Genomic DNA, 18,931 nt, shown 5'->3' on the forward strand with positions numbered 1-18,931 from the left:
AGCTGGCGCCCCGCCACGACGTCGGCAAGACCGTCAAACGCGAACCCACACTCCAAGCCCACCTCGCCGCGCGAGGTTAAAGATCAAGCTGAGAAGCCGTTGCTCTATCGATCATGGTGAGCGCCCATTCGAGTGTGATGACTCGGTCGGGTGATTTCCCGGCGCCAGGGCATGAGGGCGTGGCATCCCGTGCGGTTCGTGGGTGTCTCCATCCGGGCGTCAGGAGGTTTGCCCGCCTGCCACAGCTCCACAGGATCTTCCGACACGCCGGGTTTGCCGTGGCCAGCCGACCAGCCGAGTCTCCCCGATCTGGGCTCTACCGGCCGGACGCTGATGAGCGGGACCCAGTCGGAGCCCGACGAGTGCTGGCGGGGCAGCCGCGACCGATCCACCGTTCGCGGCCGCCCGGCCGCTTGCTCGTTACTGACCCACGCTCCTAGCGGTGGACATCCTCGGGGGGCTGTACGCCTGAGGCGCCTCCCGGTTGCCGGCGCCGACTGACAGCACCCATGATGATCTTGATCGCAAGCCCGAGGACGACGAGATCAGCGATCATCTGCCCGGTGACCACAAGCCGAGCCGCCTGGCTCTTGGCCGTGATGTCGCCGAACCCGACCGTCGAGAAGATGGTGACGGCGAAGTACAGCCCGTCGGTGTGGGTCAGCGGCCCGCCGAAGTTACCGGCCGACATCGCGGCCATGACGACATAGGCGCTGGCGAACAGCAGCAGGAACAACGGAACGCTGGTGGCCAGGGCTTCGACGGCCCGCAGTCCCGGGAACGGTGACCGGATGATCGAGCGGACCTGAAACGCGACCAATCCGACGAACACCACCAGCCCGACTACCAGCATCGTGACGGCGGACCAGGTCGAGGAGCGGTCCAGGGGCAGCAGAAAGTACAAGGTCACCAGCGCGGTGGCGGATCCCACGATCCGCAGAACAGCCCGCACGATCATGCGGCGCGGGGGTCTGACCTCTCGCCGGGTGTCCGGCCCGGGGCCGGCGCTGTCAGTCATTGGTCGCGGTGTGTGTTGGAGGGCTCACCGACAGCGGCGCGCACCCAATCGTGAGCACTGCCGGGGTCGAGGGCGGCGAGAAACTCTGTGAGCGAGCCATCCCAGCTGTACTTCGCACGTTCGGCCGCTGCCGCGGCGACCATCTGCCGTGTGTCTGCGTCCTTGCAGCGAACCAGCGTGATGGCGGCATGGGGGCCGGCTTCCGCGAGGATCCTGTGGGCTTGCTGCTCGTTGGATCGGACGTGTCCTTTACGCACTTCAGCGGCGTGCGCCCCGACCTCTGCTCCTTTCAGCGTGGAGAAGAGGCCCATGAATCCGACCGTCCATGAGAGGGAGATGCGCAACAGGGCGTTCGCAAAACCGCTGGCCGTCAGCACGCGAGACTGAGTCAGTTTCAGCGAGCCGTCGGCGTTTCCTCTGATCACTACAGCAGTCGCGCCGCCCTTGCGGGCCTTTGTGCGGAAGCCTCGCCCGAGCGACGCCAGCATGTGTTCGGCGCGACGGTGGTTGTCGAAGCTGGCGATGACTACCGATTCCTGCCCGGATTGTGCGACCTGCGTGGTCTCCGACGTCATGGGGTGTCCTTCGCAGCCGAGTGACCGAGGTCAAGACCTGGCGGAGGGTGCAGCCAGGCCTGCTCGATGGGCTTGCTGTCCTATTTTAGCTGTTCAGAAGCCTGCTGCTCTATCGATCATGATGGGCGCGGGTTCGAGTGTGGTGGCTCGGTCGGGTGGTGTTGGGTCCGGGCGCGCATGAAGACAGAGCCCGTGGTGCAGCTCGGGGTTGTCGAAGCCGTCGAGCCCGCCGGGAGGCCCTGATGTCGCAGTTGTACGCCCCTGTCGAGGCTGGCTCCAACTCTGCCGCTCCTGAGTGTGACTGCCTCGCGCACCGGTTCGGGAACGCCGGGGACCGGCCGCACAGGAGGCCGAGGTATCCCTCCGACATGAGGGACGGGGAGTGGGCGGTGGTCCACGACGCGATGCCCGTGCCGCCGTGGCTGGAGGGGCGGGGCGGCCAGCCGGAGGGGTACTGCCACCGGCAGATGGTCGACGCGGTCCCGTACCTGGTCGCGGGCGGCATCACCTGGCGGGCAATGCCGCTGGACTTCCCCGCCTGGGACCGGGTCTACGCCTTCGCCCGGCGTTGGCGTGTCTCGGGACTGCTGTCCGAGCTGCACGACCGGTTGCGCGGCCTGGTCCGCGAGGACGCCGGACGGGATCCGGAGCCCACTGCGGCGATCGTCGACTCGCAGACGGTCCGCGCGTCTGCGGCCGTGCCGCGGGCCACGTCCGGGTGGGACGGCGGGAAGCGAACGCCGGGCCGCAAACGGCATGTGGTCGTCGACGCTCTCGGCCTGCTGCTGGCCGTGATCGTCACCGCCGCCAGCGTGCAGGACCGTGACGCCGCCCGGCCGCTGTTGGATCGCCTGCGCTCGCGCTTCACGAGGATCACTCTTGCGTGGGCCGACGGCGGCTACGCGGGCCAGCTGGTGACCTGGGCGGCCGAGAAGCTCCAGCTGACACTGCAGATCGTCAAGCGCAGCGACGACGCCGCAGGATTCGTGGTGCTGCCGCGCCGGTGGGTGGTGGAGCGCACGTTGAGCTGGCTGGTGCGCACGCGCCGTTTGGTGCGCGACTACGAGACGCTGCCCGCCGTCCACGAGCAGATGGTGCTGTGGTCGATGACGATGCTCATGACGCGGCGGCTGGCCCGGCTGCCAGGGTGAACCTGCTCGGGGCCGGCTTGGCCAACCAGCCCCGGCCCACCAGCCGCTTCGCCTTCACCCGCACGCCTTCAGCCCGGGCCGAGAGCACATCCGATCCGATTGCGGCCGTGATCTCCTGACAGCTCATCATCCCGCTCCCGCCTGCGTGGCGGTGCTCGATCAGCAAGGCCATGATGCGCTGGTAGTCCACCGCCAGTGAGCCCACCGGCAACCCGGGCCGCCATACCGGCACGACCGAACCCGCACGCGCCGCCTGCGGTGGCACGACCTCGGGCGCGGTCTCCACCGGCTCGCAGGTGGCCGACGTCTGCGGAGACTCACTGTCCACCTTCGCCGCCGGCTCCGCCCGCGGCGCGGACAGGACCTGCCCGACGCGCTGCCGGGCGACGACCCAGTCCTCCCAGCCCGTCTCAGCCTCGGCCAAGACCCGGTCGGCTTCCTCCCGAAGCCCGTCCACACGCTCGCGCGCGGCCAGCTCCCGCTCCTCCAGCAGACCCAACGCCGACGGCATCCGGCACCTCCACCGACGAGACAATCCGACGGCCCGACTCTGCCTCGCTACGAAGGACTTCATGCCTGACCTGCAGAAACTCACCGATCAGATTCGGAAAACAACGGCTTCTGAGAGGTTGGCGAACATTGAGGATGCCGCTAGGCGCGCGGAGGTGATGGGTGCGGGCGTTCTCATCTGGTGAGGTGCCTGCCGGCTTCCCCCTGCTTCGCCTTGACCGGGATGCGGAGGTATGTGACTCGTCAAGGTGCCTCCGGGGCTGACGGCGTGTTTCGAGGTTCAGGGATGCCCGGATCGACGGCGGCAGGCCGTGTCCGACGCCTCCTGGCTGGTTGCCGTAGCCGGCAGGACCGAGTTCCGAAGTCGTATCGGCGAACTTCTGCTGGCCAGCGGAGGGCCTTATGCCGGCGCGGCCTACTGCGTCACTCTTGCCACGTTCGGCGACAGTGCCGACGCAGACCTGCTGTGCAGATATCTTGATCACTACTTGCTGCGGCCTGACCTCGACTACGACCAGGGCCTTGCTCTTGGCGCGCTGCTTCACCTCGATGCCGCCCTCGGGACCGAGCACGCATCCCGCTACCTTTCCGCAGATGGCTTGTGGCTTCAGTGGACCGACGCTCCGCCCAAGAGGGACCTGGATCCGCAGCGTATTCGGCAGTTCGTGGACCAGCTGCGCTCCTTCGCCGGCGAGTGCGCTGAACTCTTCGCAGCGCTGGAGAACGAGCATTGATAGTTCGTCCTCTCTGAACCTCCTGTCGCCCACCAGTCCACTTGGCGGCCCTGGCCGTCGGCATGTCAGCGGGCTCTGACAGCATCACGGTCATGACCGACACTGATGACCTCGTGCAACGCGTCGCCGGCCGGGCCGCATCGGACAACGAGGACCTTCCCGCGCCTGTCGGCGATGCCCAGATTGCGGAGGCCGAGAGGCAACTGGGGTTCGCGCTGCATCCCCTGCTTGCGCGTCTGTACCGCGAAGTCGCTGACGGCGGCTTCGGCCCTGACTACCGACTGCTGCCGCTGCTCGGTCCGGGCTCCAGCGTCGCCGGCGAGTACCTGACGCGACGTGAGGCGTCCGTTGGCGTGGAGCACCCGGAGTGGCCCGAAGGCGTCGTACCGATCCTGACCTGGGGTTGTGCCATGTACGCAGGCGTTGATTGTCTCAGTGAGGACGGTCAGGTCCTGCTCTTCGAGCCGAACCCGTACAGCGGCGGATCGTGGGACCAGTGTTGGTTCCTCGACTCCGCCAGCCTCGCAGCGTGGCTGGAGACCTGGCTCGCGGGGACGGGCTGGTTCGAGGAGGACGCCTTTGACAGGGACGACCTGGTTGAGCCTCAGCCATGGGACCAGGCAGCAAGCCGACTGCCCTCCGGCGCATAGCGGAACACCGACGCTTCGTCCCGTTGGGCCGGGTCCGGCCGGAGTCCAGCGCGGAACCGAGGGCCGGTAGCGGCCTGTCCGCTCCGGCACCCAGGCGTCCATCGGGTTGTGGTGCGCGTGCGCGCGGTTGGAACGACGCGCCAGGTCCAGCGGGAACGGGTTGAGCAGTGGCCCGGATCCGGCATCACGGTGCAGGTCGTAGAACCTGCGCAGCACCATCTCTGTGTGGGCGGCGGTCGACGGAGCATAGCCGCGCCCAGGCCTCCTTAGGGGATGACCCCGTGGCGTCCCTGACGTGCTGCCGACACCCTCTCCGGCACAACCCTTACGATTCTGAGGCGACGTCAACTCCCTTTCTTTGCACGTACGGTCATCGACATGACCGGAATCCGTCGCACAGTCGCAGCGGCAACTCTGCTGCTCGCCCTGCCCCTGTCCGTGGCCGCCGCCGCACCTGCCCTGGCCGCGCCCACGCCCGCGGCCACTGCCGCGAACCCCGTGCCGACAGGGGTCCATGCCGAACTACCGCGCCCGACGGGCCCGTTCTCGGTCGGCCGGGAGATCCTGCACTTCGTCGACCAGGACCGGCCCGACCCGTGGGTACCGTCGGCGGGCCCGCGCCAGCTGATGCTCTCGATGTACTACCCCGCAAAGGCGGGGACGGGCGGGCCGGCCCCGTACATGACTCCCGAGGCGGCCCGCCTCATGCTGGACGGGAAGATTCCGGGCAACACGATCCCCACCTCAGCGGTCGCGGGCACCCGGACCTGGGCGAGGTCCGACGCGCGCCCCGCGCACGGGCGCTTCCCGCTCGTGGTGCTGTCCCCGGGTTTCACCATGCCGCGCACCGAACTGACCAGCCTCGCCGAGGATCTGGCCAGCCGTGGATACGTCGTCGCGCTCGTCGACCACACCTACGAGAACACCGGTACCACTTTCCCCGACGGCAGGACGCTCACCTGCGTGATCTGCGGCCGGATGCCAGAGGGAGGTCCCGAGGCCGTACCCGCAAGCCGGGCGAAGGACGTGTCCTTCGTCATCGACCAGCTGACCGCCCACCCCCACCCGGCCTGGCGCTACTCGCGCATGATCGACGACGACCGGATCGGCATGGCCGGGCACTCGCTCGGCGGTGCGGCGGCCGTACCGGCCCTCCTCACCGACGACCGGATCCTGGCCGGGGTGAACCTCGACGGCACCATGGACATCAAGGTCCCCGCCACCGGGCTCAACGGCAAACCGTTCATGATGATCGGCCACCCGCTGGACGGCGAGGAGGACCCCAGCTGGACGGAGAGCTGGCCCCACCTGGACGGCTGGAAGCGGTGGCTGACCGTCGCCGGTGCCAACCACAGTTCCTTCACAGACGTCCCGGTACTGGCCGAGAAGCTCGGTATCCCCAGCCCTCCCGGCACCACGGTCTCCGCCAAGCGGGGGGTGGAGCTCACCCGGTCCTATGTCGCGGCCTTCTTCGACCTGCACCTGAAGGGCATCGACCAGCCGATCCTCGACGGGCCGACCGCGGACCACCCGGAGGTCAGCTTCGAGCTTTAAGGGTCAGACGGTCGGCAGGAAGCCGGCCGAAGTCTTCAACTCCACTGCGAGGAAGCCGTCATGAGTGTCGTCCCGAGCGGCGGGTGAGGGAGATGCAGGCCCATCCGGCGGCGATCAGCAGGGCACCGGCGGCGCCTGCCGGCCATCGCCATCCGCCGGGCGAGCCCGTCGGGGGAAGCTCACCCGACGGGCTCGGGGACGGCACCGGCGCAGGGTTGGTCCGGGTGGGCGAGGGGCTCGGGCTCGTCGGACTCGGCGAGGACGACGTTGGTGAAGGCGAAGGCGAAGGCGAAGGCGAGGGCGACGGGGAAGGTGACGGCGAGGGCGAAGGACTGGGCGAGGGCGAAGGACTCGGTGATGGCGAAGGCGAAGGAGACGGCGAAGGAGACGGCGAAGGAGACGGCGAAGGCGCCTGACAGGCGACCTCCACCTCGCCCAGCCGCAGAGCCGTGATGTCGCCCTGGTAGACCGGCTGTCCGGCGGTGTCATTGAGGGTCCCGGACACATTGATGTCCAACCAGGCCTCGGCGGTGGCCTGGCGGGTCTGCGCGGCAGGGTCCTGGTGCGGTGTCACCACCACGGTCAATGTGCTCGGCCCGACGTTGGTCACCCCGAAGTCCGCCCCGGTGACCGGGAGGATCGTGGTGCCCAGGCCGACGTTGTAACCGAGGACGGTGATCCGGCTGCTGTCGGTCCTGTTGTACGCCAGGGCGTACGGGCCGACCGGCGGCGGCACGCACTCCGCGTAGGAGTCGAGCGAGGCCACCGACCCCGCGGACGTCGGGGCCAGCCCGATCAGCCCCTTCTCGTTGAACAGCACCTCCAGCGCGGTCAGCTGGGCCTGCGCGTAGTACTTGGCCGGGTCGGTGGCGGTGCGGGTCGTCATCGTGCTGATCGTGATCCGCTGCAGCATGCCGTCGGGATCCGAGAAGTCCCCGGGGTCGGCGTCCGGGACGGTGGTACTCACCGCTCTGCCGTAGGTACCGGTGTAACCGGCCATGCCGATCGCGGGCACGGACTGGTAGGTGAGCTGGACCAGCGTCGCCTTCGCCAGCTCCCCGGGGCCGAGCGCGGCGTTCGCGGAGGTCGAACCCTGGGTCAGCACCAGCACCGCCACCGCGCCGACCGTCGTCCCGGCCACGGCCACCGCTGCGGGGGAGAAACCGCGTTCACGTCGCATCATGAGCCACTTCTTAGCAGCGGCGCGTCACCCCCCGGCCGCGCCACGCGCCCGCACCCCGCGCCCCTCCTCCATCCGCACCAGCACACGCACAGGCACCGCCAAGCACCCCGCCAAGCGCACGGGACCCGGCGTCAAAGCCCGAGGCACGCCCGACGGGAGGAGGATCCGGTCAGGTCATCCGATGGTTCGACACACCGTCCCGGACCATCCGCACATTGGGCAACCTGCCTCGCCAGAGCTCCCGTTCCCCGGTGAGCTCGAAGCCGTGGTGCCGGTAGAAGCGGACCGCCCTCGCGTTGTACTCGGTGACCCAGAGGCGTACCGGAGTGTCCTGCGCCCAGGCGAGGAACCCGTCCATCAGCCGCTGCCCGACGCCCTGGCCCTGGGCTTCGTCCAGCAGGTACATCGGTCCGAGGGTGACCGTCTCGTCCCGGCGGCCGCAGAGCACCCCGACGATCCGGTCGTCGCAGCGGACCACCCGGCAGTAGAGCTGGTCCAGCTGCCGCCCGGCCTCCTCGATGAACTCCCGCCACTGGCCGATGCCCTCCGCGGTGACGGTGGGGCCGCGGTGCTCACGGATCCACGCCTCGTCGATCCCCGCCGCCGCGTTGGGGTACGTCTGGATCCACGCCCTCAGCTGCATTCTGCTCACGGCCGCGGCATCGACGGGGCGAGGGACTTCGATCCGATGGAACATGAGGACATCCTGGACGACCGGACGCCGACCGCGTGCCGGCACGCGCGGACGACGGCGACTCGAGCGCACCTGCCGGGTCGGCCGGGCGCAGGCCCGCACCCGGTCGGCACCCAGCCACCACCCGGCAGCTCCGTCAGCCCTGGTCGCCGAAGTCCAGCCGGTCGGCCAGCCCGGCGGCGGTGAACGCGGCCACCAGTTCCTCACGGCCTTCGGTGAAGTGCGCCCAGCTGTCGTAGTGGGCGGGAACCACCCGGCGGGCGCCGAGGATGGCGGCGGCCTCGGCGGCCTGGGTGCTGTCGAGAACGATCAGCGCGCCGTCGAAGAGGACGGGGAACCGAGGGGCCCCGGCGAAGAGGACGGCGGTGTCCACCGGGCCGAAGCGCTCGGCGATCTCCCGGACCAGGTCGAGCGAGGCGTTGTCACCACTGACGTAGATCGTCGGCAGGCCGTCCCCGGTCAGGACGAATCCGACGACCTGGCCGGTCAGCGGCTCGACCGCTTCGCGCGCACCGGGGCCGTGCAGGGCGGGCACGCCCGTCACGGTGATCGTGCCGCCCCCGGGGCGGTCGAGCTCGATCGCCTCCCAGTCGGCCAGCCCCCTGGCCCCGCCCCCCAGGCGCTGCGCCCCGGTGGGGGTGGTGAGGGTGAGGGGCACGTCGGCGAGCAGTGCCCGGCCGGACCGGTCGAGGTTGTCGGGGTGCTCGTCGTGCGAGAGCAGGACCACGTCGACGCGGCCGAGGTCCGCCGGGCTGCCCGAGGGCGGCGCGGTCTTGGCCAGGATCGGGCGGGCCTGCACCAGGTACTCACCGGGGGCGTCGAAGGTGGGGTCGGTCAGGAACCGTACGCCGCCGTACTCGAAGAGGGCCGTCGGACCGCCGAAGACGCGGACGGGAATCTGCTCACCGGGCGTGCTGGAGTCGGCCGTGGGAAGAGCCATGAAAGAAACACCTCACGGATAGAGATCGGTTCATCCGTGAGAGACGTTAGCCGTTTCTCACGGCTGGAGGCAACCCTTAACATGAGAACTAAGATGAGAGCCATGAAGGAGACCGAGCCCGCCGAGCCCGCCGAGTCCGCCGTGCCACCCGCCCCCGGCGCGGAGCAGCACCCTGCGCTCGACTTCGCCAACAGCGCCGTGGCCCTGCCCGGCGGCCAGTTCACCGACCTCCTGGGCACCCCCGCCGCCGCCAACCGGTGGCTGATCGAGCACGACCTCGCCCCGGCCGAGGTGGACCTGCAGGAGATGTGCACCGCACAGCTGCGGTCGCTGCGCGAACACGTCAGATCACTGCTCGCCTCCCGGGTCGGCGGCCTCCCCGCCCTGCCCGGGGCGCTCGCGGCCGTCAACGACGCGCTCACCCGCGCCCCCGCGGCCTCCCTGCTGCACTGGGACCGCACCCACGGCCCGTTCCGCGCCGCGTCCCACCCCAACACCCAGATCGTCGAGCACGCCCTCGCGGTCCTCGCCTCCGACGCCGCCGACCTGCTCACCGGCCCGGACGCCGAACGCCTCACCGCCTGCGGATCCGCGCCCTGCAACCGGTACCTGCTGCGCCACGGCCGCCGCCACTGGTGCTCGGTCCGCTGCGGCGACCGCGCCCGGGCCGCACGCGCCTACGCCCGGCGCACCCGGGCCGAGTCCCCCGCCGCCCCCTGATCCAGGACACCCCTGCCACGGAAGGCCCTGCCGGCATGGTCACCCCGACGCTGTCCCCGCTCACGTTCGCACCGCACGAGATCGCCGAGATCGTCGACCTCTACGCGAGCAACCCGGGCTACTGCCTCGACTCGGGCGAGTACGATCCCGAGCTCGTCCAGGCCGACCAGGTCGAGGCGGACCTCCGCGAGGAGATCGGTACCGAGTCCTGCGAGGTCCTGCTCGCCCGCGACGCCCAGGGCGCTCTGCTGGGGCTCCTCTCCCTGCTCCACCGGCACCCCCGCGACGGCCGGCCCTGGATCGGGCTGCTGCTGGTGCACGGCAGGCTGCACCGCAGGGGCGTCGGCCGGCGGCTGGTCGACCTGGTCGAGGAACGCCTGCGCGCCGAGGGCAGGGACGGCATCCGCCTGGCCGTCCTGGAGAACCGGCCGTCCTCGCTGGCCTTCTGGAGCTCCCTGGGCTGGCAGGAGATCGACCGCCGTCCCGACGTCCAGCGCGGCCGCCCCTGCATCGTGATGCACAAGGAACTCGCCTGAGGACGGATACCGCGGGCCGCCCCTGACCTCGGCCACGCCCGAGAACAACCACCCCCGCCCGAGAACAGCCACCCCGCCCGAAGGCAGCCACCCCCGCCCTCGGCTACGCCCGGGGGCGCCGCGCCTGCCGCCACAGCAGGGGCAGGCCGACCGCCGCGGCGACCGCGACGAGGCCGGCCAGGCCGACCGCGCGGCCGGTGCCGACGGCCTGCACCTCCTGGTAGGCCGCGGTGATCGCGTCGGCGGTGCTCTGGTCGACCGAGGCGAGGATCTGGTCGGCGAGTTTGGAGTCGGTGACGGCATTGCCCAGTTGCTCGGCGTCGGCCTCGGAGAGCCCGGCCGCGCGCGCCCGGCTGACCGCCTGGTTGGTCTCCACCGCCTGCTGGACGGCCACCGTCACGGCGACCCCGAAGGCCCCGCCCAGCATGCTGGTGACCTTGAACATCCCCGAGGCCGCCCCGGCCAGCTCCTCCGGCGGCCCGGCCACCGCGGTGTCGGAGAGCGGGATCGACATCAGGCCGAGGCCGGCTCCGAGGATCAGCAGCCCGACGGCCAGCACGGCGTAGTGGTACGACGTGCCGAGCACCGCCGCCACCAGGGTGCCGGCGCCCAGCAGATAGAGGCCGAGGACGACCGGCAGCCGGGCTCCGCGCCGGGCCGCCACCCGCCCGCCGATCGGGTTGAGCAGCAGGATGGTCGCCGTCGAGGGCAGCAGCAACAGCCCCGCGGCCACCGGGCCGTAGCCCCGGACCTCCTGCAGGTACAGCGTCAGCAGGAAGCTGACCCCGGCGAAGACGATGTTCATCACGGAGTTGGCCACCAGCGCCCCGCTGAACGGGCGGGAGGAGAACAGCCTGAGGTCGAGCAGGGGGTCCGCGACGCGCCGCTCCACCAGGACGAACAGCCCCGCCAGGACGACGGAGCCGACCAGCAGGCCGATGATCACCGGGTCGGTGAAGCCGTCCTCCTGACCGGCCGTGCATCCGTAGAGCAGGCAGAACGCGGCGGCGGCGCTGATCACCAGGCCCGCCAGGTCGATGTGCCGGGTGGCGTTCGGGTCGGTGGACTCCACGGCGGCCCGGCGGACCAGCCAGAGGCCCACCAGCGCCACCGGGGCGTTGATCCAGAAGATCGACCGCCAGCCGAGCAGGCCGGTCAGCAGTCCGCCGACCGCCGGCCCGGCGGCCTGGCCCACCCAGGCGACCGCCATCCAGGCGCCGAACGCGCGCGGTTGCTCCTCGACGGGGAACATCGGCGGGATCAGCGCGAGCGTGGCCGGCAGGATCAGCGCCGCGCCGACGCCCATCAGCGCCCGGCCCGCGATCATGCCCTCCACCCCCGGTGTGAACGCCGCCGGAATCGAGACCAGGCCCATCACCACCAGGCCGATCTCCAGCATCCGGCGGCGGCCGAACACGTCGCCCAGCCTCCCGCCCGCCAGGACCAGCGCACCCGTGGAGAGGCTGAAGGCGTTGTTGGCCCACTGCAGTGCCGGCAGCGACACCGACAACTCGTCCGCGATCGTCGGAACGGCGACGCCGAAATCCGCGAACGACAACCAGACCATGCCGGCGGCGACGCACATGCCGGCCATCGCCGTCCATCTGTCCGGGGAGTAGCCGCCGTTCGGCGCCCCAGGCGATCGGGCCATCTGTCGGCTCCCTCATCCCGCGCCCGGCCCCGCTGCCGGACGGATCAGCCCACTATCCGGGCGCGCCCCCGCCACCTCCCGCACCCACGCCGGACACCTCCTGAATCGGTCCCGTACGCAGCAGCTCAGCGGGCGCGTCCGGCGGCGGCCGTCCCGCACAGGCACCTGCCCGGCAGGCGGCACCGGGGCACCCCGGCACCGCCCGCGGCCGCGTCACTCCGGGGTGACGTACGCCCCGGAGATGCCGCCGTCCACCAGGAAGGTGTTGGCGGTCATGAACGAGGAGTCGTCGCTGGCCAGGAAGGCGACGGCGGCCGCGATCTCCTGCGGCTCGGCGAACCGGCCCAGCGGGATGTGCACCAGCCGGCGGGCGGCCCGCTCCGGGTCCTTGGCGAACAGCTCCTGCAGCAGCGGGGTGTTCACCGGCCCCGGGCAGAGCGCGTTGACCCGGATGCCCTCGCGGGCGAACTGCACGCCCAGCTCGCGGGACATCGCCAGCACCCCGCCCTTGGAGGCGCTGTAGGAGATCTGCGAGGTCGCCGCACCCATCACCGCGACGAAGGAGGCGGTGTTGATGATCGAGCCCTTGCCCTGCCGCCGCATGTGCTCGATGGCGTACTTGCAGCACAGGTAGACGCTGGTCAGGTTGACGTCCTGGACCCGCCGCCAGGCGTCGAGCCCGGTGGTCAGGATGGAGTCGTCGTCGGGCGGCGAGATGCCGGCGTTGTTGAAGGCGATGTCCAGCCGGCCGTAGTGGTCGACGGTCTGCTGGTACACGGCCCGCACGGCGGCCTCGTCGGTGACGTCGGCCTGCAGGAACAGGCCGCCGACCTCGTCCGCTGCCTTGCCGCCGGTCGTCTCGTCCAGGTCCACGCACACCACCTTGGCGCCCTCGGCGGCGAAGCGCCGGGCCGTGGCCAGGCCGATCCCGCTGCCCGCGCCGGTGATGACGGCCACCCGGCCGTCGAGTCGCTCGGTCATGCTCATCATTCCTCCGTGGAGATGAAGACGTTCTTGGTCTGGGTGAAGGCGTCGAGGGCGTCCGGGCCGAGTTCGCGGCCCAGTCCGGACTGTTTGAACCCGCCGAACGGGGTCGAATAGCGCACCGAGGAGTGCGAGTTGACGGAGAGGTTGCCCGCCTCCACGGCGCGGGAGACCCGCAGCGCCCGGCCGAGGTCCGTGGTCCAGATCGATCCGGACAGGCCGTACTCGGTGGAGTTGGCGATCCGTACCGCGTCCTGCTCGCCCCGGAACGGGACCACCGCGACCACCGGGCCGAAGATCTCCTCGGTGAAGGCCCGGTCGTCGTGCCGGACGGGCGCCAGCACCGTCGGCGGGTACCAGAAGCCCGGACCCTCGGGGGCCGAGCCGCGGAACGCCACCGCCGAGTCGTCGGGGACGTACGACGCCACCCGGGCCCGGTGGGCCGCCGAGATCAGCGGTCCCATCTCGGTCTTCGCGTCGGCCGGGTCGCCGACCCGCACCCCCTGCACGGCGGTCTCCAGCAGCGCCATGAACTCCTCGTACACGGAGTCCTCGACCAGGATCCGCGAGCGGGCGCAGCAGTCCTGTCCGGCGTTGTCGAAGACCGCGTACGGGGCGGTGGCGGCGGCCCGGGCCAGGTCGGCGTCGGCGAAGACGATGTTGGCGCTCTTGCCGCCGAGTTCGAGGGTGACCGGCTTGACCTGGGCCGCGCAGCCCGCCATCACGGACCGGCCGACGGCGCCGGATCCGGTGAACACCACCTTGCGGACGGCGGGGTGGGTGACGAAGCGCTGCCCGACCACCGGGCCGCGCCCGGGCAGGATCTGCAGGACGCCCGGCGGCAGGCCCGCGCGCAGGGCGAGTTCACCCAGGCGCAGTGCGGTGAGCGGGGTGAGCTCGGCCGGTTTGACGATGACGGTGTTGCCGGCCGCGAGGGCCGGCGCCAGGGCCCAGGCGGCGATCGGCATCGGGAAGTTCCACGGCACGATGACGCCGACCACGCCCAGGGGCTCGTGGAAGGTGAGGTCCACGCCGCCGGCCACCGGGATCTGCCGGCCGAGGTGCCGCTCGGGGGCGGCCGCGTAGTACTCGATCACGTCCCGGGCGTTGCCGGCCTCCCAGCGGGCGTTGCCCACCGTGTGTCCGGCGTTGGCCACCTCCAGGGCGGCCAGGTGCTCCCGGTCGGCGTCGACGGCGGCGGCGAACGCCCGCAGCAGTCTGGCCCGGTCGGCGGGGGCGACCTTGCGCCAGGTCTCGAAGGCGGTGGCGGCCCGTGCGATGGCCGCGTCGGTCTCGGCGAGCGTGGCCAGTTCGACGGTGGTGATCACCTCCTCGGTGGCCGGGTTGATCACCGGGTGCAGGTCGGGTTCGGTCATCTGGCTGCCTCCTTGCAGCTGGCCGCGGTGAACGCCTCGAACAGCCGAGGGTCCTCCGGGTCGGTCTCGGGGTGCCACTGGACGGCCACCGTGAAGGCCCGGCCGGGCAGTTCGAGCGCCTCGACGTTCTCGTCGGCGCTCCAGGCGGTGGCCCGCAGGCCGGTGCCGAGGCGGCCGACCGCCTGGTGGTGGTAGCAGGAGACCTGCGCCACCGGGCCGAGGATCTCACCGAGCCGGCTGTCGGGCCGGATCACCACTCCTCGTCGGACGTAGGTGGCGGGCGGGTCCTGGTGGCTCTGGTCGGGCAGGTGCTGGCGCAGGTCGCCGCCGAGGGCGACGTTGAGCAGTTGCAGTCCGCGGCAGATGCCGAGGACCGGCAGGTCGCGGTCGAGTGCGGCCGCCAGCAGGTCCGACTCCCAGCGGTCCCGGTGGGGTTGGGGCGATCCGGTGCGCGGGTGGGGTTCGGCTCCGTAGCGGGCGGGGTCGATGTCGGCGCCGCCCGCGAGGAGCAGCCCGTCGAGGGCGCCGATCAGCCGTTCGACGCCGCCGTCCTGGGGCGGGAGCAGGACGGGGGTGCCCCCGGCCCGGGAGACGGCGTCGAGGTAGCTGCCGGGGAGGACGGCGGCCGGCTGGCGCCAGACGCTCCAGGCGGCCTCCTCCAGATAGGTGGTGATGCCGATCAGCGGGCGCACGGTCACAGCCGCTCGAATCCGCGGCGCCGCTCCCAGTCGGTCACCGACCTCTCGTAGGCGGCCAGTTCGGTCCGGCCGGCGTGGGTGTAGTGCTGGACGACGTCCGCGCCGAAGGCCTCGGCGGCGACCTTGCTGCGCTCGAACGCCTCGACCGCGTCGCGCAGCGTGGCCGGTACCCGGGGTGCGTCGGAGGCGTAGGCGTTGCCGGTGGACTCGGCCTCCAGCGGCAGCCGGTGCTCGATCCCGTGCAGGCCGGCCGCGATCAGCGCGGCGACCGCGAGGTACGGGTTGACGTCACCGCCGGGCACCCGGTTCTCGAACCGCAGCGAGGCGCCGTGGCCGACCACCCGCAGGGCGCAGGTGCGGTTGTCGCGGCCCCAGGCGACGGCGGTCGGGGCGAAGCTGCCCGGCGCGTACCGCTTGTAGGAGTTGACGGTGGGTGCGAGCAGCAGCGAGAAGTCGGCCAGGCAGGCGAGTTGGCCGGCCAGGAAGTGCTCCATGACCGGGGAGAAGCCGTGCGGCCCGTCGCCGGGCATCACCGGGCGGCCCCGGTCGTCGCGAAGGCTGAGGTGGATGTGGCAGGAGTTGCCCTCGCGCTCGTTGTACTTGGCCATGAAGGTGAGGCTGACCCCTTCCTGCGCGGCGATCTCCTTGGCGCCGGTCTTGTAGACGGCGTGGTCGTCGCAGGTGGTGAGCGCCTTACCGTACTTGAAGGCGATCTCGTGCTGGCCCGGGTTGCACTCCCCCTTGGCGGACTCCACGGTGAGCCCGGCGCCCGCCATGCTGTTGCGCAGCCGGCGCAGCAGGGGTTCGATCCGCGAGGTCCCGAGGATGGAGTAGTCGACGTTGTACTGGTTGACCGGGGTGAGCCCGTGGTAGGCCTTGTCCCAGGCCTGCTCGTAGCTGTCCCGGAAGACGATGAACTCCAGTTCGGTGCCGACGAACGCGTGCCAGCCGTGGGCGGCGAGCCGGTCGAGCTGGCGGCGCAGGATCTGCCGCGGGGAGACGCTGACGGGGGTGCCGTCGTGGTGGTGGACGTCGCACTGGACCATGACGGTGGCGGGGTGCCAGGGCACCGCCCGCAGGGTGTCCAGGTCGGGGGTGAGGACGAAGTCCCCGTACCCGCTGTCCCAGGAGGAGATCCGGTAGCCGTCCACGGTGTTCATGTCGATGTCGACGGCGAGCAGGTAGCCGCAGCCCTCGGCCGCGTTGGGGACGACGTCGCTGAGGAAGTACTCGGCGGCGATCCGCTTGCCCTGGAGGCGGCCCTGCATGTCGGTCATGGCCAGGACGACGGTGTCGACGGTGCCGTCGGCGACCTGCCGCTCCAGGCGTTCGAGGGTGAGCCGGGGGGCGGTCATCGGGTCTCCATTTCGTCGGCGGTGGCGGCGTCGCGCTCCGGCGGTTCCTGGCCGCCGGCTGCGGGGACGCCGTGGATCCGGGGGCCGGTGAACCAGTGCCGGGCGGAGAACAGCCACCACAGGCCGGCGAAGCCGAGCACCACGGCGACGGCCACGGGGGTGTAGTTGAAGCTCTCGGCGGTGACGGGGCTGACGGTGGGCAGCATGAACAGCACGGTGATCACGGCGGTCCAGCCGACGGCGACGGCTCCGACGGGCCGGCTCCAGCGGCCGAGGTGCCAGGGGCCGCGCGCGAACTCCTCGCCCTGGCGCAGCCGCAGGAAGACCGGGATCACGTAGGAGAGGTAGAGGCCGATCACCGAGATGGAGGTGACGGCGGTGTAGGCGGTGGTGTTCCACAGGGCCGGCAGCCCGAGCAGCAGGGCGCCGCCGGCGGCCAGCCAGACGGCGCTGGTGGGGGTCTGGGTGCGGGGGTTGATCCGGTGCCAGAACCGGGAGCCCGGCAGTGCGCCGTCCCGGGAGAAGGCGTAGATCATGCGGGAGTTGGCGGTGACCGAGGCCATGCCGCAGAAGAACTGGGCGCCGATCACGATCAGCAGCAGCAGCTTGGCCCCGGTCGGGCCGATCGCGTCGATGAAGATCTGCGCGGGCGGTACGCCGGTGGAGCTGGTGAGCGCCCCGTCGTAGTCCTGGATGGCGAAGGTGATGCCGAGCAGCAGGATCCAGCCGGCCACCAGCGAGACGACGATGGCGTTGACGATGCCGCGCGGGCCGGAGCGGGCCGCGTCGTGGGTCTCCTCGGTCATGTGGGCGGAGGCGTCGTATCCGGTGAGGGTGTACTGGGCCAGCAGCAGGCCGAGCATGCCGACGTAGAAGCCGTTCCCGAAGCCGGTGTTGTTGACGAATTCGGTGAACACGAAGGAGGCGGAGGCGTGGTGGTCGGGCAGCAGGACCAGCGCGCCCACGATCACCGCGACGCCGACCAGGTGCCACCAGACGCTCACGCTGTTGAACAGGGCGACCAGCCTGACGCCCCGGGTGTTGAGCAGCCCGTGCGCCAGCAGGATCACCGCGAAGATCGCCACGGTGTGGCCGGGGGTGGCGGAGAAGCCGAACTGGAGGTCGAGGAAGGCGTTGGTGAAGACGGCCGCGCCGTAGTCGACGCCGGCGGTGACGGCCACCTGGCCCAGGAAGTTGAACCAGCCGGTGAACCAGGCGGCGGCGGCCCCCTTGCTGCGGGCCAGTCGGGCGGCCCAGTAGTAGAGGCCGCCCGCGGTCGGGTAGCTGGAGCAGATCTCCGCCATCGCGAGACCGACGCAGAGGGTCATCAGGCCGACCAGCGGCCAGCCCCAGGTGATCATCGCCGGGCCGCCGGTGTTCATGCCCATCCCGTAGAGGGTGAGGCAGCCGGAGAGGACGGAGACGATGGAGAAGGACACCGCGAAGTTGGAGAAGCCCGACATCGACCGGGCCAACTCCTGGGTGTAGCCGAGTTCGTGCAGTCGCCGCTCGTCCTCGGACGCGGCGGGAGCGGCCGCTCCGGCGGGAGCCCCGGCGGCGGGGATCTTGGCGGCGGGGATCTTGGCGGTCGGGACCTTCGCGGACACGGTCGTGGAATCGGGAGGAAACACTGCTCTGGCAGTCTGCTCGGCCGGGCTGGAGCCGGCCTGCTCTTCGGACGTCATACGCACCCCTGGGGAATGAGGCGGGACCGGCACGTGCGCCCACGTCGTCGTGGTGCACCCTCCTTGCGCGTCAATGGCCTGAAAGCAGACCATTGAACCCGTGGGCAGCATCGTTCACCCGCGGCCGCCCCGCCGTCAAGAGGACTCCCCCGACCGGCCCCCGGGCACTCCCGGGTACCATCGCCCCGTGGAGGCACAGGTGGACCGGCAGCTCGACAGCGTCTTCCGACCCGTACGCACCGGCAACGCCTTCGAGGAGACCGTCGAGCGGATCCTGCAGGCCATCAAGCTGGGCGTGGTCGGCCACGGCGACCGGCTCCCCGCCGAACGCGACCTCGCCACCCGGTTGAACATCAGCCGGGAGACCCTGCGCGAGGCCCTCCGCTCGCTCCAGCAGGCCGGCTGGGTCGAGGCCCGCCGCGGCCGCTACGGCGGCACCTTCGTCACCTACCGGCTGCCCGCACCGGACGTCGGGGAGCTGCGCCGCGCGGCGGAGGACCTCGGCGCGGAGCTGGAGGACGCGCTGACCCTGCGCCTGGTGCTGGAGACGGGCGCCGCCGAACTGGCCGCCCGGCGCGAACTGACCGCGGACCAGCGCGCCTACCTGCTGCAGCGGCTGGCCGACGCGGACGGCGCCAGCGCCGAGGAGTACCGGCAGTGCGACTCCCGCTTCCACCTGGCGATCGGCGAACTCACCGGCTCGCCCTCGCTCGCCGCCGGCATCACCGAGGCCCGGATCCGGCTCAACGACCTGCTCAACGCCATCCCCATGCTCGGCCGCAACATCGACCACGCCTCCGAGCAGCACGGGGCGATGACCAGGGCGATCCTGGCCGGTGACGCCGCAGCCGCCCGCCGGGCCACCGAGGAGCACCTGGAGGCGACCGCCGCACTCCTGCGCGCGTTCCTCGGCTGAA

The 18,931-nt window shown here is 71.2% G+C and carries 19 protein-coding genes; 7 read left to right on the plus strand and 12 right to left on the minus strand.

The features are described 5' to 3' along the window. Positions 1-436 precede the first annotated feature (436 nt). Together ACIGZJ_RS27460 and ACIGZJ_RS27465 are read right to left on the minus strand one after the other, a co-directional pair. Entirely contained in the window at positions 437-1,018 is a 582-nt protein-coding gene (locus tag ACIGZJ_RS27460; protein ID WP_363638235.1) for a potassium channel family protein, read from the minus strand. Next, a complete protein-coding gene (locus ACIGZJ_RS27465) occupies positions 1,015-1,593 on the minus strand; it encodes a hypothetical protein (protein ID WP_396459735.1) in 579 nt (192 codons plus the stop codon). Before ACIGZJ_RS27465 ends, ACIGZJ_RS27460 begins: the two co-directional genes overlap by 4 nt. Before the next feature lie 368 nt (positions 1,594-1,961). On the opposite strand from ACIGZJ_RS27465, the gene ACIGZJ_RS27470 reads away from it, so the two are divergent. Then, on the plus strand, positions 1,962-2,744 hold the full coding sequence (locus ACIGZJ_RS27470) for an IS5 family transposase (RefSeq protein ID WP_396459736.1): 783 nt from the start codon (positions 1,962-1,964) through the stop codon (positions 2,742-2,744). Here ACIGZJ_RS27470 and ACIGZJ_RS27475 read toward each other — a convergent pair. Further along, entirely contained in the window at positions 2,710-3,255 is a 546-nt protein-coding gene (locus tag ACIGZJ_RS27475) for a hypothetical protein (protein ID WP_396459737.1), read from the minus strand. The two genes, ACIGZJ_RS27470 and ACIGZJ_RS27475, sit on opposite strands and share 35 nt — an antisense overlap. 310 nt (positions 3,256-3,565) lie before the next feature. Between ACIGZJ_RS27475 and ACIGZJ_RS27480 the strand changes: the two genes are divergently transcribed. The 3 genes from ACIGZJ_RS27480 (at position 3,566) to ACIGZJ_RS27490 (ending at position 6,192) form a co-directional block, all read left to right on the plus strand. Further along, positions 3,566-3,988: a DUF6000 family protein gene (locus tag ACIGZJ_RS27480; RefSeq protein WP_396459738.1), complete on the plus strand. Its 423-nt coding sequence runs from the start codon at positions 3,566-3,568 to the stop codon at positions 3,986-3,988. A gap of 92 nt (positions 3,989-4,080) precedes the next feature. Continuing rightward, the gene (locus ACIGZJ_RS27485) at positions 4,081-4,638 is read left to right on the plus strand and encodes an SMI1/KNR4 family protein (RefSeq protein ID WP_396459739.1); all 558 of its coding nucleotides are present in this window, start codon (positions 4,081-4,083) and stop codon (positions 4,636-4,638) included. Positions 4,639-5,016: 378 nt separating this feature from the next. Then, positions 5,017-6,192, plus strand: a complete 1,176-nt coding sequence (locus ACIGZJ_RS27490) for an alpha/beta hydrolase family protein (RefSeq protein WP_396459740.1) — start codon at positions 5,017-5,019, stop codon at positions 6,190-6,192. 58 nt (positions 6,193-6,250) lie between these two features. Here the strand turns inward: ACIGZJ_RS27490 and ACIGZJ_RS27495 are convergent, their stop codons facing one another. The 3 genes from ACIGZJ_RS27495 to ACIGZJ_RS27505 all read right to left on the minus strand — a co-directional run bounded on the left by ACIGZJ_RS27495 (position 6,251) and on the right by ACIGZJ_RS27505 (position 9,009). Continuing rightward, positions 6,251-7,375 (minus strand): hypothetical protein, encoded by a 1,125-nt coding sequence (locus tag ACIGZJ_RS27495; protein WP_396459741.1) that lies wholly within the window; start codon positions 7,373-7,375, stop codon positions 6,251-6,253. Positions 7,376-7,544: 169 nt separating this feature from the next. Beyond that, positions 7,545-8,018 carry a GNAT family N-acetyltransferase gene (locus ACIGZJ_RS27500; protein WP_396459846.1) on the minus strand — a complete coding sequence of 158 codons (474 nt, stop codon included), beginning with the start codon at positions 8,016-8,018 and terminating at the stop codon, positions 7,545-7,547. A 187-nt stretch (positions 8,019-8,205) separates the two neighbouring features. Next, positions 8,206-9,009, minus strand: coding sequence for an MBL fold metallo-hydrolase (locus ACIGZJ_RS27505; RefSeq protein WP_396459742.1), 804 nt, complete (start codon positions 9,007-9,009; stop codon positions 8,206-8,208). 93 nt (positions 9,010-9,102) lie between these two features. On the opposite strand from ACIGZJ_RS27505, the gene ACIGZJ_RS27510 reads away from it, so the two are divergent. Beyond that, a complete protein-coding gene (locus tag ACIGZJ_RS27510; protein ID WP_396459743.1) occupies positions 9,103-9,729 on the plus strand; it encodes a CGNR zinc finger domain-containing protein in 627 nt (208 codons plus the stop codon). Between the two features lie 35 nt (positions 9,730-9,764). Further along, positions 9,765-10,265: a GNAT family N-acetyltransferase gene (locus tag ACIGZJ_RS27515; RefSeq protein WP_396459744.1), complete on the plus strand. Its 501-nt coding sequence runs from the start codon at positions 9,765-9,767 to the stop codon at positions 10,263-10,265. A 103-nt stretch (positions 10,266-10,368) separates the two neighbouring features. Here the strand turns inward: ACIGZJ_RS27515 and ACIGZJ_RS27520 are convergent, their stop codons facing one another. The 6 genes from ACIGZJ_RS27520 to ACIGZJ_RS27545 all read right to left on the minus strand — a co-directional run bounded on the left by ACIGZJ_RS27520 (position 10,369) and on the right by ACIGZJ_RS27545 (position 17,894). Further along, entirely contained in the window at positions 10,369-11,916 is a 1,548-nt protein-coding gene (locus ACIGZJ_RS27520; protein WP_396459745.1) for an MFS transporter, read from the minus strand. Between the two features lie 213 nt (positions 11,917-12,129). Further along, positions 12,130-12,897: a 3-oxoacyl-ACP reductase gene (locus ACIGZJ_RS27525; protein ID WP_392939398.1), complete on the minus strand. Its 768-nt coding sequence runs from the start codon at positions 12,895-12,897 to the stop codon at positions 12,130-12,132. Between the two features lie 5 nt (positions 12,898-12,902). Continuing rightward, positions 12,903-14,276, minus strand: coding sequence for an aldehyde dehydrogenase family protein (locus tag ACIGZJ_RS27530; RefSeq protein ID WP_396459746.1), 1,374 nt, complete (start codon positions 14,274-14,276; stop codon positions 12,903-12,905). Further along, positions 14,273-14,974 (minus strand): gamma-glutamyl-gamma-aminobutyrate hydrolase family protein, encoded by a 702-nt coding sequence (locus ACIGZJ_RS27535; RefSeq protein WP_396459747.1) that lies wholly within the window; start codon positions 14,972-14,974, stop codon positions 14,273-14,275. Before ACIGZJ_RS27535 ends, ACIGZJ_RS27530 begins: the two co-directional genes overlap by 4 nt. Then, a complete protein-coding gene (locus tag ACIGZJ_RS27540; protein WP_396459748.1) occupies positions 14,971-16,329 on the minus strand; it encodes a glutamine synthetase family protein in 1,359 nt (452 codons plus the stop codon). Before ACIGZJ_RS27540 ends, ACIGZJ_RS27535 begins: the two co-directional genes overlap by 4 nt. Continuing rightward, complete coding sequence (locus ACIGZJ_RS27545; RefSeq protein ID WP_396459847.1) at positions 16,326-17,894, minus strand: amino acid permease; 1,569 nt, start codon at positions 17,892-17,894, stop codon at positions 16,326-16,328. Before ACIGZJ_RS27545 ends, ACIGZJ_RS27540 begins: the two co-directional genes overlap by 4 nt. A 307-nt stretch (positions 17,895-18,201) precedes the next feature. On the opposite strand from ACIGZJ_RS27545, the gene ACIGZJ_RS27550 reads away from it, so the two are divergent. Beyond that, positions 18,202-18,930, plus strand: coding sequence for a FadR/GntR family transcriptional regulator (locus ACIGZJ_RS27550; RefSeq protein ID WP_392939390.1), 729 nt, complete (start codon positions 18,202-18,204; stop codon positions 18,928-18,930). Position 18,931 lies beyond the last annotated feature (1 nt).

Origin of the sequence: Kitasatospora sp. NPDC052868, assembly GCF_044547105.1 — a bacterium.
GTDB lineage: Bacteria > Actinomycetota > Actinomycetes > Streptomycetales > Streptomycetaceae > Kitasatospora.